Origin of the sequence: Nitrosospira lacus (assembly GCF_000355765.4) — a bacterium.
Lineage (GTDB): Bacteria > Pseudomonadota > Gammaproteobacteria > Burkholderiales > Nitrosomonadaceae > Nitrosospira > Nitrosospira lacus.
This window is the reverse complement of record NZ_CP021106.3, coordinates 2666127-2681164: the sequence shown is the minus strand read 5'-3', so window position 1 is coordinate 2681164 and position 15038 is coordinate 2666127. Positions and strand designations below refer to the sequence as shown.

At 52.0% G+C, this 15038-nt stretch carries 14 protein-coding genes; 9 read left to right on the top strand and 5 right to left on the bottom strand.

The features are described from left to right. Positions 1-17 precede the first annotated feature (17 nt). The 6 genes from EBAPG3_RS12210 to EBAPG3_RS12180 all read left to right on the top strand — a co-directional run bounded on the left by EBAPG3_RS12210 (position 18) and on the right by EBAPG3_RS12180 (position 7885). Positions 18-971 (top strand): matrixin family metalloprotease, encoded by a 954-nt coding sequence (locus EBAPG3_RS12210; RefSeq protein WP_004179244.1) that lies wholly within the window; start codon positions 18-20, stop codon positions 969-971. 241 nt (positions 972-1212) lie between these two features. Next, positions 1213-2916: a cation:proton antiporter domain-containing protein gene (locus EBAPG3_RS12205; protein ID WP_004179248.1), complete on the top strand. Its 1704-nt coding sequence runs from the start codon at positions 1213-1215 to the stop codon at positions 2914-2916. A 341-nt stretch (positions 2917-3257) separates the two neighbouring features. Beyond that, positions 3258-3611 (top strand): arsenate reductase (glutaredoxin), encoded by a 354-nt coding sequence (arsC, locus tag EBAPG3_RS12200; protein WP_004179252.1) that lies wholly within the window; start codon positions 3258-3260, stop codon positions 3609-3611. A gap of 644 nt (positions 3612-4255) precedes the next feature. After that, positions 4256-5767: a sensor histidine kinase gene (locus EBAPG3_RS12190; RefSeq protein WP_004179257.1), complete on the top strand. Its 1512-nt coding sequence runs from the start codon at positions 4256-4258 to the stop codon at positions 5765-5767. Beyond that, positions 5764-6297 (top strand): hypothetical protein, encoded by a 534-nt coding sequence (locus EBAPG3_RS12185; RefSeq protein WP_004179259.1) that lies wholly within the window; start codon positions 5764-5766, stop codon positions 6295-6297. The genes EBAPG3_RS12190 and EBAPG3_RS12185 overlap by 4 nt, the downstream gene beginning before the upstream one ends. Positions 6298-6325: 28 nt before the next feature. Next, positions 6326-7885, top strand: a complete 1560-nt coding sequence (locus EBAPG3_RS12180; protein ID WP_004179262.1) for a sigma 54-interacting transcriptional regulator — start codon at positions 6326-6328, stop codon at positions 7883-7885. 14 nt (positions 7886-7899) lie between these two features. On the opposite strand, the gene EBAPG3_RS12175 is transcribed toward EBAPG3_RS12180, so the two are convergent. Then, on the bottom strand, positions 7900-9465 hold the full coding sequence (locus EBAPG3_RS12175; protein WP_004179270.1) for a LodA/GoxA family CTQ-dependent oxidase: 1566 nt from the start codon (positions 9463-9465) through the stop codon (positions 7900-7902). Between the two features lie 313 nt (positions 9466-9778). Here EBAPG3_RS12175 and EBAPG3_RS12170 point away from each other — a divergent pair, with 313 nt between their 5' ends. The 3 genes from EBAPG3_RS12170 (at position 9779) to EBAPG3_RS12165 (ending at position 12182) form a co-directional block, all read left to right on the top strand. Then, positions 9779-10450 carry a dienelactone hydrolase family protein gene (locus tag EBAPG3_RS12170; protein WP_004179273.1) on the top strand — a complete coding sequence of 224 codons (672 nt, stop codon included), beginning with the start codon at positions 9779-9781 and terminating at the stop codon, positions 10448-10450. After that, positions 10398-10640: a hypothetical protein gene (locus tag EBAPG3_RS15050; RefSeq protein ID WP_151898946.1), complete on the top strand. Its 243-nt coding sequence runs from the start codon at positions 10398-10400 to the stop codon at positions 10638-10640. The genes EBAPG3_RS12170 and EBAPG3_RS15050 overlap by 53 nt, the downstream gene beginning before the upstream one ends. A 138-nt stretch (positions 10641-10778) precedes the next feature. Further along, complete coding sequence (locus EBAPG3_RS12165; protein WP_004179278.1) at positions 10779-12182, top strand: erythromycin esterase family protein; 1404 nt, start codon at positions 10779-10781, stop codon at positions 12180-12182. Positions 12183-12380: 198 nt separating this feature from the next. On the opposite strand, the gene EBAPG3_RS12160 is transcribed toward EBAPG3_RS12165, so the two are convergent. Genes EBAPG3_RS12160 through EBAPG3_RS12145 form a run of 4 tightly spaced genes read right to left on the bottom strand, consistent with a single transcriptional unit; the run spans position 12381 to position 15034 of the window. Continuing rightward, positions 12381-13196 (bottom strand): M48 family metallopeptidase, encoded by an 816-nt coding sequence (locus EBAPG3_RS12160; RefSeq protein WP_004179280.1) that lies wholly within the window; start codon positions 13194-13196, stop codon positions 12381-12383. Positions 13197-13221: 25 nt separating this feature from the next. Further along, positions 13222-13899: a hypothetical protein gene (locus EBAPG3_RS12155; protein ID WP_040852743.1), complete on the bottom strand. Its 678-nt coding sequence runs from the start codon at positions 13897-13899 to the stop codon at positions 13222-13224. Between the two features lie 22 nt (positions 13900-13921). After that, entirely contained in the window at positions 13922-14416 is a 495-nt protein-coding gene (locus EBAPG3_RS12150; RefSeq protein ID WP_040852744.1) for a peptidylprolyl isomerase, read from the bottom strand. A 9-nt stretch (positions 14417-14425) separates the two neighbouring features. Beyond that, complete coding sequence (locus tag EBAPG3_RS12145) at positions 14426-15034, bottom strand: peptidylprolyl isomerase (protein ID WP_151898945.1); 609 nt, start codon at positions 15032-15034, stop codon at positions 14426-14428. Positions 15035-15038: the final 4 nt, after the last annotated feature.

Genomic DNA, 15038 nt, shown 5'->3' with positions numbered 1-15038 from the left:
GCCAGGAGCCAGTCAAGATGAAATTCGCATATTCGGTATTTTCCGGCATATTGCTCGCCGCAAGTCAGGCTGCTTTGGCTAATATCGATATCCATTTCGACTATCGATACGACAGTTTGGGTTTTTTTACAGGCGCTAACAGTTCACGTCAGAATTTATTGAATGCCGCAGCTTCTACATTCGAGAGCCGCTTTCAGGAGAGCGGACCGACTGCGCTGACCGCGATCACGCCATCTGGATCGAATAGTTTTGATGTAAGTTTCTTTCAGCCGGATAACGGTAACAAGACTGGTATCTCCAATTTCAGCGTTGCCGCGAATCAGATCGTGGTTTTTGCCGGTGCCCATAATTTGGGCAGCACGCTGGCGGTAGGCGGTCGAGGAGGATTCGTCAGCAATGGTTCCGCCGATTTCATTGACAACGCGCTCAGTAGAGGCCAGATGGGGGCTCTTGCACCGATTAAGACCGATTTCGGACCATGGGGCGGGGCGATCTCCTTTAATAGTGCCTCCAACTGGTATGTTGATTCCGATATCACCACTGCCGAATCCTTTTCCGGCTTTGACCTTTATTCGGTGGCAGTGCATGAGTTGGCGCATGTACTCGGTTTTGGCGGTGCCGATTCTTTTGATAACCTGATTTCGGATGGTTCTTTTACCGGCCGCACCGTTCACGCCTTGCTTGGTTACAATCCCCCCCTGGCGGGTGACAGTCACTGGGCAAACGGACTCCGCTATCTTGCCCAGGAAGCTGCGATGGATCCTTCTATCGCCGCCGGGCAACGCAAATATTTTACCGAGCTTGATTATGCTGCCATGAGAGACATCGGCTGGCAGGTTTCGTCCGTACCCGAAATGGAGACCTGGGCGATGATGCTTGCCGGCTTGGGATTGTTTGGCTGGCGCTTCCGCACATATCGCAGAGAGGCTGAGCACGCCGAGGAGAGAAATATCCCTGTCCTATTGGATTAACCCGAATGCTTCATAAAATCCGGAGCGAAATCCGGCAATTGATTCACTCATGTTTTAAGTTGGCTATGATCTCCACAAAGATGTTTTTCATCATTAATAATATTTCCTGAATGATCTATTTTTCATATTGAGCGGACGGGAATCCGAAAATAAATTTGCGTTCTCTTGCCATCCTGGAGTGCCGCGCCACAATCCATAAACCCATCAGCGCTGTACCCCACTTGTCTAAACGGCAAAACACATGCCCCATAGTGTTACCCTGATCACCACGATTGCCGTCAGTTTCGGTCTTGCTTTGCTTATGGGGCTTATTGCCCACCGCTTGAAATTGCCGGTATTGGTTGGCTATCTGGTTGCAGGTGTCATCCTGGGTTCCAATACACCCGGCTTCGTGGCCGACATGGAGCTTTCGGGCCAACTGGCGGAAATCGGGGTCATTCTGTTGATGTTCGGAGTGGGACTACACTTCTCCTTGGACGATCTGCTGGCTGTCCGGCGGATTGCGCTGCCTGGCGCCCTGGTGCAAATTGGAGTGGCAACCGCTCTTGGCGCGACGGTCGCTGTTGCCTGGGGTTGGGACTTGGGTGCGGCGATCGTGTTTGGTGTGGCGCTATCAACCGCGAGTACAGTCGTATTGCTTCGGGCGCTGGAGCAGCGCGGTGTACTCAAATCCGTCAATGGATCGATTGCGGTGGGCTGGCTGGTGGTCGAGGATCTGGCAATGGTTATGGTTCTCGTTCTTTTGCCGCCGCTCGCCGGATGGCTTGGGACCTCTGCCGGCAGCCCAGCGGACGGGCCCAGCCAGGATCTGCTAATAACGCTCCTGCTCACCTTTGGCAAGGTGGCGGTCTTCATCGCGCTAATGCTTATTGTCGGGAAACGGGTTTTTCCTTGGTTACTTTGGCATGTCGCGAGCACCAACTCGACCGAGCTCTTTATTCTGAGCGTGATTGCGGTGGCAATAGGTATTGCCTACGGTTCCGCAATGCTCTTCGGTGTCTCCTTTGCACTCGGCGCTTTTTTCGCCGGGATGGTAATGAGGGAGTCCGATTTGAGTCATCGGGCCGCTCAGGAATCCCTGCCGCTCAGAGATGCTTTCTCGGTACTGTTTTTTGTCTCTGTCGGAATGCTGTTCGATCCCAACGTTCTCATCGATCAACCACTCCGCGTTGTTGCCACACTCGGGATTATTATTATCGGCAAATCACTGGCAGCTTTCCTTCTGGTTCTTGCTTTTCGCTATCCGCTCAATACGGCATTAACCGTGTCGGCCAGTCTTGCCCAGATTGGGGAATTCTCATTTATCCTTGCGGCGCTCGGTGTTTCACTCGGGCTCCTGCCGGTCGAAGCCCAGAGTCTTATACTCGCGGGGGCTTTTATCTCGATCACATTAAACCCCCTGGTATTTCAGGTGATCGAACCGGCGCAGGAATGGATACGCTCCCGATCCAAGCTTGCCCGCATCCTGGAACGCTCTGACGACCCCCTGGCTGAACTGCCAATGTCGGTTGCCTCTAGCCACGTGACCAACCACGTGGTGCTTGTGGGTTATGGCCGGGTCGGCCGGCACATTGGCGAAGCACTGGCCGAGCAGGGGCTGGCGCTTGTTGTGGCGGATCAAAACCGTGAGATGGTAGAGGGGTTGCGCAAGCGTGGAATCCATGCCGTAGCGGGGGATGCGGCTGAACCCGCTGTGCTTATACAAGCGCATATTGCGCGGGCCAAAATGCTGGTGATTGCAGTCCCCGATGCGCTGCGCGCACGCCGGATGATAGAAATCGCTCGTATGCTTAATCCGCCGATTGAGATTATCGTGCGTACACATAATGAAGAAGAAGCGGCGCTGCTCCGAAAAGAAAGCGGAGGCACGGTGCTTCTGGGTGAACATGAGCTTGCACTCAGCATGACGCATCATGTACTAAAAAAATTCGGCAAAAGGGTGTGAGCAGCGCAGCGCGCAAGGCAGAGGCAGGATGAAAGCGGGTAAAACTGCTCAAGGGGTGGAAGGATATCTTCCGAAATCCTACAGTATAATTTTTTTCTCATTAACGATTTATGCATGCGCCAGGTCGCACTGGCGATTTTTTGATTATCGTGGGAGAGTTTAGTCACGAATCCGTATATATTTGCTAAAGTGGCGGCTATATGAAACGGTGGCCGGCCATACGCGTCAGGCCGCCGTTTTAATATTGATTCGACGAAATGTGGATTTTACAAGCAGTTTCCAGCTCGCAGTAATGCGGATCGAGCCTGGCAAGGCTGGTGATTGAGACAGGAGAAAATTGCATGAGTAACAAGATTACCGTTTATCACAAACCCACCTGTAGTAAGTGCCGTGCCACGCTTGCGCTTCTAAAGGATAGCGGGCAAGAGTTCGATGCAGTCAATTACTACGAGATACCTCTAACCATCGCGGGATTGCGTGAACTGATCGAGAAACTGGGTGTGCCGGTACGTGATGTACTGCGTAGCGACGAACCTCTGGCGCGGAGCTTGAAGCTGGCTGAACAGCGGTTAACCGATGACGAATTAATTAAGATTATGGTGGACAACCCGGACCTGATTCAGAGGCCGATTGTCGTGCGTGGTGACGAAGCAGTGTTGTGCCGGCCACCGGAGAATGTGAGGAAGTTATTGTAACGAATTACTCGGAGACTCGAGAGAATGAAGCCGCGCCCCACAAGCCGTATGAGCCGGAGCGGTGGGTCTATGGTGGTCTTGATATGAAAGACGAAATGATATGAATATGAAATCAATTGATATGTTGCGGCTGATTATTCCACTCATACTTGCATCGCTGCTGGGGGTATTTGCTACCGTGGTGCAAGCGGAATGTAGCGGATGCCTGTGTCCGGGTAATCCGTGCAAGTTATGCGCATTACCCCCCACGAAAAATATTTCTTCTGCTCCCAACGAAGCCGCGGCGTGCCTCAAGATTCGGGAGAAAGTGTCTCCTGTTTCAAAGAATACAGAGCCAAATGAGCATTATGCAAGTCTGAATAACGCAATGAGGGAGTGTGTAAAGAATGGTGGCGATGTTATTGTGAATTCGCGCCGGAATAAGGAATTTCCTTCCAAGCATTATTGCAAGCCTTATATTGCGTCAAGCCCTTAGGGCATTACAAGCTTCTAAATCCGAGGGGGTGGGGTGACAAGAGGGATTGCGACCAATAAGACTATTCAGCTTTTCTGAATTACCAGCATAATCTGCGGATCAGAAAAAAGTAATCTGGATATCAATCCGGATGTCGACCCCTGGCGGGTTTTCCAGTCAAAGGATATAAATGGTTGTTCACGGGGATACCGTAAGGCAAGAGAGCGGCACCGGCGCCGCTTCCTTGTCACGGTTGCGGCGTAAGCCCAAATCTTTCCTGAAATTGATTTTGTTCGGGTTTGCCCTGGTGGGCTTGCCGCTTATCACCGCACTCGTCAACAGTGCATTCTCCATCGACCGGCTGGCGGATCAAAGCCGCAGGGCTGTATATCAGGCGGCGCAAATTGCGCACGGCAGCCGGGTCCTGGCGGATGAAATTGCAGCCATGGAACGTGCTGTACGGCAGACACACATCCTTGGCGACACATCCCTGCTCGAGAATTATTTCAGGGCACACAAGAAATTCGAGAGCACGGCAACGAATCTTTTTGAGCTTTCCCTGCATACTGAACAGAAACAATTGCTGGAGCAGATGCAGCTGTTGGAGGTATCGATTTTCGGGAACGTGTCAGCCATGGCGCAGTCGCCGGAAGAGCTCCGCGATCTGATTGGCAAATTTGTGCCCCTCCGGGATTCAGCGCGAACATTTTCAGCAGTCGGTTACGCGTTGATTGAACGCGAAGTGGGCGAAATGCAGGATATGGCAGGGGATGCCCGCTTTACCGTCGGATGGCAGTTGCTGGCGTTAATTCCATTTGCGATTCTCCTCGCATTTATCTTTTCCCTGCGGATTGCGCATCCAATACGCCAAATTGACGAGGCGATTCGTACCATGGGGGAAGGTGCGCTATTTAAAGCCATACGGGTGGATGGTCCTCAGGATTTAAGGTATCTCGGCGAACGCCTGGACTGGTTGCGCCGCCGGTTGCTCAAACTGGAGGAACAGAAGACGCGGTTTCTGCAGCACGTATCTCATGAACTCAAGACACCGCTTACTGCCATGCGCGAAGGTGCCGACCTGCTTGCGGAAGGCGTGGCCGGGGAACTGACCGAAGAGCAACAGCGTATCGCAAATATCCTGTACAGCAACAGCATACAATTACAACGGCGCATTGAAGATTTGCTGAGTTACAGCGCGCTTCAGACCGAGAAAGCGGCCCTGGTAAAACGAGAGGCGAATCTGACAAAAATTCTCGATGCGGTGCTACAAGACCAGAATCTTATTATCATGAGCAAAGGCTTGAAAATCGAGGTTTCCTGCCCGGAGTTGATAATTGAGTGCGATAAACAAAAAATTAAGGTTATTGTGGATAATTTGCTATCGAATGCCGTCAAGTTCTCCCCCCCTGGGGGACGTATAAGAATCTGGACAAGCAAAGTAGACGAGACGGTGCAATTCGATATTCTGGATGCCGGCGCCGGTGTTGATGAGGCGGATCGTGAAAAGGTATTCGAGCCTTTTTATCAGGGGCGACAGGTACTTGACAGTCACATAAAGGGAACCGGATTGGGGTTATCCATCGCGCGTGAATACGCTCTTGCGCATGGTGGCACTATAGAGCTTGTGCAGCAGGAGCAGGGCGTCAATGGTGCTCATTTTCGTCTTACCCTGCCGATTCGTGATGTGGAAGGAACCTTATGAGTAGCGCACGCAGAAAACTCTGGATTCTGCCGGTGGCTGTATTGGCGTTGCTAGCCGCCTGTTCCACAGTTCCTGGAAATCGGCAACCTGCAGGGCCGCTGCCGTTCGACTTGATCGTCACCGGTCAGATGGAAGATCTGATGCAATATTATGATACTTTGCGTAAGCAGCCACCGGCGGAACTTGCTCGCGTATACGACAGGGTAAAACAGAATTTCGTACAAAACAAAAGTGATGCAAATCGGGCCAGACTGATATTGCTTCTTATGTTGCCCAACACTCCTTTCCGCGACACCACCTCGGCGCTTTATCTGCTAAATGAATGGCCACGCGATGTGAAGCCGGCAACGGGTTTGCAGAGTTTCAGAAACCTGCTTGCGTCACTGCTAACGGAACAGCAACGGCTAAATAATAGCGTGGATGAGCTGGCATTAAAATTGAAGGAAGAGCAAAAACGCGTGGAAACATTACAAAACCAGATTGAAGCCATTAAAAGCATGGAAAAAAATCTTATTCTCAGGGAACCGTAACAATCTTGAATCCTACAGTTGATCGCTCATGTGTCATGTTTGGTACCATGATCCACAAAGACTTCTCACGCTGCTTGAGTTTCGCTGGGGATTTGCGGTTTCCCGCACAGCAGGGCAGCGGAGGGTGCTGGCCCGCCTGCGCGGGCGCACTTTACCCCATATCCCCAAAATTACACACTTCGCCCCATTCAACCGCGGATTTAGGATTGCAAACTTGAGTAAAAACATACCTGACTCCAAGCCACGAATCCTAATTGTCGATGATGATACCGATCTGCTTGAGTTACTCACGATACGGCTTACGGCCGCCGGCTATAAAACGGAAGCTGTGCAAAGCGCGGAGGCGGCGCTTAATTATCTGGACGTGTCACGCCCCCAACTCGTCATAAGCGATATGAAGATGAGTGGCATGGACGGGATGGCGCTATTCGAACAAATTCATCGTACGCTACCCACATTGCCAGTGATAATTCTGACCGCGCATGGGACTATTCCCGATGCGGTGGCGGCTGTTCAGCGGGGTGTATTCGGCTATCTTGCCAAACCTTTTGACAGCAAGACACTGCTGGCCAACATTAGTCAAGCTCTCAGGCTTGTCCCCGGTGCCGCGGGACAGAATGAGACGTCACAAGCATCGTGGTCCAAAGCCATTATTACGCAAAGTGCGGTAATGGAGGATCTTCTCACCAAGGCGGGACTGGTAGCGGAAGGGGACGCAAGTGTGCTGATTTATGGCGAGAGCGGAGTTGGCAAGGAATTGTTTGCTCACGCCATACACGAAGCATCCAAGCGTCGTCATCATCCGTTTGTGGCTATAAATTGTGCAGCGATTCCGGAACAATTGCTGGAATCCGAGTTGTTCGGACACGTCAAGGGAGCGTTCACGGGCGCTGTCAGGGATCACAAGGGTTTATTGCAGCTGGCGGAAAGAGGGACGTTGTTCCTGGATGAGATCGGAGACATGCCGCTTTTGCTTCAAGTCAAATTATTGCGCGTTCTCCAGGAAAGGCAAGTGCGACCGGTCGGATCCATGCAGACAATCCCTGTGGATGTTCGTATCATTTCCGCTACTCATCGTGATCTCAAGGCTGAAATCGCTAACGGCAGTTTTCGGGAAGACCTCTATTACAGACTGGATGTCGTGGCGTTAACCATTCCGGTCTTATCGCAACGGCGGGAAGACATTCCTTTGCTGGCGAATCATTTCCTGGGTATATTTTCTGTCAAATACGACAAGAATATCAATGGATTCTCACCCGAGGCAATGGAAATGATGGTAGCCGCTTCATGGCCCGGAAACGTGAGGCAACTCATGAATGTTGTGGAGCAGTGCGTCGTCTTGAGTACCGCCCCGCTGATTTCACCGGTGCTGGTATACGATGCCATGCACAAGGAGGAGGAGCAACTCGTTTCTTTCGAGGATGCGCGCAAGAGCTTCGAGAGAGATTATCTGGTGCGCGTGCTGAAAATCACAGGTGGCAATGTGACCCAGGCCGCGCGTCTTGCCAAACGTAATCGCACCGAATTCTATAAGCTTCTCCAAAGATATCAGCTTGACCCCGCCATTTTCAAACAGCCTCAAGGGTGATCTTTACATTTGGTTTAAGACTGGCCATCGATGGGATTACGTTCGTCCTCAACAAATTTTTCGCCTTTCTTTACAATAAAGCCAAGCTCCGTCCACCACCGGACCATATCCCCATAGTCTTGTATGCCTCGCGAGAATGACTGAATCTGCCCCGATGCGGTGACGACATCGACGGGGCGCTGAGCGGGCCACCATAGCTCACCGCACGCCAGAAAATCAGCCTGCCATGGCAATGCCATGCGCTCAGTCAGAAAACCAGGGGGGAGGGTATGCTTGATTCGAAACGGTGCTTCGTAGGTTGCGGCCTGCGCGATCACATACGTTACTTCTATACCGGGGAAAAAGGGCGCGCCAATACACCCTTCCAATGATGCCCGTGTCAAGGCATCGGGCTTCTGTTCCAGCGGCAATTCATCGAATGGAACGGCTGCAGGCTCGGCGGTCCAGTCGGCGTGGAATTTACCCTGCGACCATTTTTCCATCATTGCATACTGATGCTCCGTCAGTGCGGTATATTCGCCGCGCTCGGGGTTATCGGGATCCAGGCCGCTATTCACTTTCGGCATGGCCGGAGGTAGTTGTGGCGGTGGGGTATTGGGGTCAACATGGGTATTGGGTTTCATCAGCCACTTAAAAACCGCTTCACGTGCGGATTTTCCACTTTCGGTCTTGTCTATGAGTTTGTTTAGCCGTGCAGGATTCAAGAAATTTCCCGCGCTGCCATGATGACGGTTTTCCTGTTCGACCACCCAGTGTAGCAGCACTGTCCGCTTCAATATGGGATAGATATCGCGCGTAAATGACGGCACATCTTTTACGAGATGCGGAGAGAAATTCTTTACGGCGACATTTAGAGCCTGATCGTACCATGTGGTTACATTTTCGATCCCTGGGGCATACGACGGAGGAGCGACAACAACCCACGCACCCCCTTCCGCCGTGATAGGTGGTTCACCGTCGATTTCCACCACAGCGCTCACCGGACCATCGGAAACGCCGTCATACCACCCATCGTTGTTGGCGAAACTATCCAAGCCCCGGCCGGTGGGAGAGCCTGATTTACCGGGACCGCCAACAACAATGAGTCGCCCTTTTTCATCGGTCAGGAGCCGCCCAAGCGCAATCTTTTCGCTGCCTTCGATGTTACCGTTTCGTATAAAATTGATTTCTCCATTCAACGATATAGCGGTTTTGTTTTTTCCGGATATTAATTGTAACGAAGCATCCACGACTAATCCGGCGCGGTCATAGCCGGTGTTTCGCGGGGAAGAAGACGAACCCCCTGGGGGAAAGTTTCCACCCGCCGCTTTGCGGTTGACAAGATGAACGCTCCACATGATTTTTGTCTTCTTATCCAGCACAACTTCGTTGTTTAGCATTTCCTTGCCAAACTCATCCCGAGTGAATTTATAGATTCGGAACCGGACACCCTGCGGTTTTATTTTTCCGGATGATGAACTGTCACGATAGGGTCCCTCCGGAACAATACCTGGAGATTCGGGACCCAGAAAATAGCCGGTCTCGCTATTCCCTATCCGCGCGATTCCTATCGCCGGGTAAATCCGGTAAATCGTTTTCATTTTTTACCTGCTCCTATAAAGAATTGAAGAAGGATCCGTTCCCCGTTTTCATCATAGTACGAGGCGGTGACAATTTCCGTAATTTTTACCTGATAAAGCAGACTCAATCTTATTTTGTGGCCGGAATATCCAGCCGGTTCCAACGTTGGTCCCGTGTTAAGAAACATCCGGCTATGTTCGGAATCGCACGGAAATCCCCCGGGAACTCCCTCACAGTTATGCTATTGTAGTAGTGTAATTAGTAAAACGTCGTTAATTGATAGGGGCTGTGATTACTTTGTCTGGCTCATCAAACTGGGAGTGTAAAAATCCTATGCCCATCCGTCCGCTACACGATACTCCCGAGACCACAGCGCTACGTATACCGGCGGGTGGTGTGCTGTTGAGTGCGGATCTGGCTATACCAGCGGGTGCGAAAGCCATTATTGCATTTGCGCATGGGAGCGGCAGCAGCCGGCACAGTACACGAAACCGTTATGTCGCGGAAACACTGAATAGGTATGGATTTGCAACACTCCTTGCTGATCTGCTTACGGAAGAAGAAGAGGTCATTGATTTGCGGACGCGGCATCTGCGTTTCGATATTCCAATGCTGGCGGGCAGATTGGTTGATATCGCGGCTTGGTTGCAAAGTCAAGCTCAGACGTGCCATTTTAAAATTGGATGGTTCGGTGCCAGTACAGGAGCTGGCGCCGCGTTGATTGCCGCAGCCCGGCGTCCGGAAAATATCATGGCGGTCGTCTCACGTGGCGGCAGACCGGATCTGGCTGGGGATTATCTGCGGGAGGTTATGGCGCCCGTACTGCTTATCGTCGGAGAAAACGATCCCCAGGTTCTGGATCTCAATAAATGGGCACTGGCGCAGCTCAATGCCCAATCAAAACTGGAAGTCGTGCCGAACGCAACGCATTTGTTTGAAGAATCCGGCACGCTTGAAGCCGCTGCGCTTCTGGCGGCCCAATGGTTTCGCGATCACTTGGAATAGCCGAGAGATCAACCGGATGACGGCTGTCTTTCATCGCTTTTCAAACAGACCAGAAGCGGGGAAGCAACTTACGAATGCGCTCTCCGGCCATGCCGGCAGAAGCAATATTCTTATTGTGCCGATGGATCTATGGTTGATCCGCAAGCTTGGTGTGCCGGGACAGGAAGAGCTGGCGCGGAGCGGAAAATGATCCGACGATTTTTCCCGGACACCGGATGAGGATGTGCTGGCGCTTCTAAATCAAGTCACTACAAACGCCGGGCGGCCTCCTATATCGTGATTATTCGATGAAACTGGCTATTCCCCAGAATGAAGGAGGGCGCATAGTATGCCTGGCCTCGATTTTGATCATAAACTGGCTGACGCGCTGGAAACACAGGCTCAGCCCCTGCCGGGTTTCGAGAATGACTATGATGCGATAATACAGGCGGTCCGGGGGGATGCTTCAGGCAATACAAAAAGAAAAATATTCGTCCTGATCGGTGAAGCCACTCATGGCACGATGGAGTTTTACCGGATTCGCGCTGAGATTACCCGGCGCCTCATCCAAGAAGAAGGCTTTAATGCTATTGCCGTTGAAGCTGACTGGCCGGACGCTTACAGGGTTCATCGTTATGTATCGGGTCAACCGCAGCAGTTGGGGGATATGGAAGCAGACTCGGCTTTATCGGGCTTTGAGCGGTTCCCTACCTGGATGTGGCGTAATGCCGAGGTTCAGGCATTTGTCGAATGGCTGCACGATTATAATGGAGCAAGTGGGGGTTACCAGGATCGGATAGGCCGGACGCAACCAATTGGTTTCTATGGTCTTGATTTGTATAGCATGACGACCTCGATGCAGGCGGTTCTTGCCTATCTGGACAAAATCGACCCGAAGGAAGCTGCAGCTGCGCGCGCGCGTTATGCCTGTTTTGGCCAGTTCATCAATGATCCACAAGCATATGGTTATGCCATTGCATCGGGACGATGGGATTCCTGCGAGCGGGAAGTCATTATCCAGCTCATCCAATTGCAACAGAAGGCACGGTCCTATATCGAGCGAGAAGGTGCCTTTGCCGGAAATGAGTATTTTTCGGCACGACAGAATGCCGAACTGGTAAAAAATGCCGAGGAATACTATCGTGCCATGTTCAGGGGACGACCCAACACATGGAACCTGCGGGATCGCCACATGTTCGAAACGCTGGAAAAACTTGCCGCCCATCTGGGTATGCAGCAAGGGCGGGAAGCACGAATCGTGGTCTGGGCACATAATTCTCATGTGGGCAACGCGGCGGCAACCGATATGGGGCGTCGCGGCGAAATCAATATCGGCCAATTAGTCAGTGAAAAATACGGGAACGGGGGGCTTCGTGTTGGATTCTCGACCAGCCGTGGTACGGTGACGGCGGCTTCAGACTGGGACGGACCGGCGGAAACAAAGACGATCCGGGAGCCGCTGCCCGGCAGTTATGAAGAAATTTTCTCGCGTCTCGAAAAGCGGCGATTCTTGTTCGATTTACGGGGAAAAAGCGAAGCCGCCTACATGCTGGCAGACGAGAGATTGCAGCGTGCCATCGGCGTCATTTATCGGCCTGAAACAGAGCGCATGAGCCACTATTTCCATACATCCCTGCCACGGCAATTTGATTTCATGATTCATATTGATGAAACAGAAGCCGTGAGGCCATTGCCATCGTTCGCCCATAAAAGACCGGGCGAAATGGATGAAACTTATCCTTCCGGGTTATAGGCAACGTGATTGGTTGCAAAATACTATTAATATAATCTTGACGCCAGCGGCAGTGCCTGAACCCGAGAGACTATGTGTCCGATTTAGCTTGATCGGGTCGGTTACTTGTAAACTCAAATTCATACCGCAAGAATTAAAGGCGATAACTAAAGACGATTACGGAATTTTTACATACAACCGCCGCCATAGCGCTCAACTTCAGTGGCGGGCAGCCTGATAGAGCGGCATAACGATTGGCATCAGTGATTTGATCTGCTGAACCCGGGTCGAGTCCGCTGGATGGCTGCTCAGAAATTCGGGGGGCCGCGAGCCGCTATTGGCGCTCATCATCTTTTGCCACAAACTTATTCCGGCACGTGGGTTATAGCCCGCACGGGCGGTCAGTTCCAGACCAATACGATCGGCCTCTGCCTCGTCGGTACGGCTAAAATGGGTGGCTATCAGCGCTTCGTAACCAATGTTGGCAAGCTGAGCTGCATTCTGGCTAAGGCCAAGCACCGCCGACCCAACACCCATCGCAGCCTGTGCGGCGATCGCCTGGGAGACCTGCTCACGCGAGTGCTCGCGCAAGGCATGGGCGATTTCATGCCCCATTACGACCGCAATCTCCTCATCAGTCAGTCTCAGGCGATTAATCAACCCGGAATAAAACATGATCTTGCCGCCGGGCATGCAGAAGGCATTGAGCTCATTGCTATCAATTATATTGACTTCCCACTTCCAGCCGGGGGCATCCCGGCGGAACACGCCGGTGTGTGGCTCGATCTTGCGGGCAATGGCCTGTACTCGTTGCAGCAGTTTGCTATCCTGGTTCAGCGCACCTTTTTCTATCGCGTCCGCTTTCATCTTGGTGTAACCCTGCGCTGCTGTTTGCTCCAATTGTTCCGATGAAATAAGCATGAATTGAGAGCGGTTCGCGCCCACCGCGCCCCCCGCGGTGGTGGTTGCGCAACCGCTGAGCGCTGCTAACCACAGACTGATCGATATAGCTGCAAGAAGTCGAAAAATGGACATGATTTCTCCCAATAAAGAATATCTATCATATGTATTCAGAACCTGGGAAAGGATTCTTCAATATTTTCCGGCGGTGTATGACCATGAGTGCGGCGGCAGCCAGGGCAAACAGCGCAAGTATCCCAGGTTCGGAAACGGCGATGGAGGAACGAAAATTAAGCGCTTCCACGGCATCAAGCGTATAGGCTTCGGGGAAACCTTGTCCGCTGTTGCCTGCGGCGGTTATCCTGAGATAGCTGATCGCGCTGAGTCCCGTACTGGATATGTCCACATTCGTAACGCACGGGAATGCGAGGGAGCATGAAAAATTCAGCAGATCTCCGGCAAGGGAAAATGCGTGCGTGAAGCTGGATCCATCAGCGCTGATGTCCAGGCTGAATCCGTCCAGGAAGCTGAAAGTATCAAAAAACCGGAGATCCGGACCGGTTCCGTCAAGCACCTCGCCACTACTGAAATGCATGGTGATGGTACCTGGAGCCCCCGTGGCGCCACCCAAGGCAACTATTGTCCCGTCCAATGCTCTTATCGCGGCCGTTACCGCCCGCAGATCATCGATACCCTCTCCATCGACGATTCCATCGTCAATCCCGAAACCATTGCCTCCGACGAAGCTGACCACGGTATCCGCAAAGGGCAGGGCGTGCAGCATAGTGGACATGCATAGCGCTGTGGCAAGGCAGAGCGAGAGAAAATTTTTGTTCAAGGGCGCTTTCCCAACGATCTGGCTATTGGACTACTTCCGCTTTCTGCACCACCACATCTTCCAGTGGCACGTTCTGATGTCCGCTTCGATCGCCTGTTCTTACTTTCTTGATCTGGTCCACCACATCCTTGCCTTCCGTGACCTTGCCGAATACACAATAGCCAAAACCCTGAGAGGTTGATGAAGTGTAATTGAGAAAATTGTTATCGGCGACATTGATAAAGAATTGAGCGGAAGCAGAGTGCACGTCGGAGGTGCGTGCCATGGCGATCGTATATTTTTCGTTCTTGAGTCCATTGGCGGCCTCATTCTGAATCGGCGCACGAGTCTGCTTTTGCTTCATGCCGGGCTCAAAGCCGCCCCCCTGGATCATGAAGCCATCAATCACACGATGGAATATCGTATTGTCATAATGTCCGCTATTTACATAGTTGATGAAATTCTGAACAGTCAACGGCGCTTTCTCGCTGTCGAGTTCAAGTGTAATGATGCCGTGACTGGTATGCAGTTTGATCATGTTTGTCCTTTATTTGGTGGGAGTGCTGGCTGCGGCAGAGGGTCCCGCCGCGATGAGTCTGACTTCTTCGATGACCACGGTTGCCTTAGGCACATCGCTCGGGAAAGGTCCCGCAGGACCGGTGGGAGCGTCGGCGATCCTGTTGACGACCTCCATTCCCTTTATGACTTTTCCAAATACGGTATAGCCATAACCTTGCGGCGTAGGCGCGGTATGGTTGAGAAAAGCGTTATTGGCAACGTTGATAAAAAATTGCGCCGATGCTGAATGCGGGTCCGGCGTGCGGGCCATGGCAACGGTCCCGATCTCATTCCTGAGACCATTAGCCGCTTCATTTTCAATGGGTTGTCTTGTGGGCTTTTGTTTAAGGGTCTTGTCGAATCCGCCACCCTGAATCATGAATCCGGGGATGACCCGGTGAAATACGGTGCCTGCATAGTAGCCGTCCTTCACGTAATTCAAAAAATTTGATACTGTCTTCGGTGCCTTATCCGGATAGAGTTCCAGCACTATAGTGCCAGAATTGGTCTTTATTTCAACCTGGGGATTGGCGGCGTAGGCAATTGTAATTGCGCTGAAAAGAAGCGAGAAAACCGAGAGAAGCTTGATGATATGCATGGGC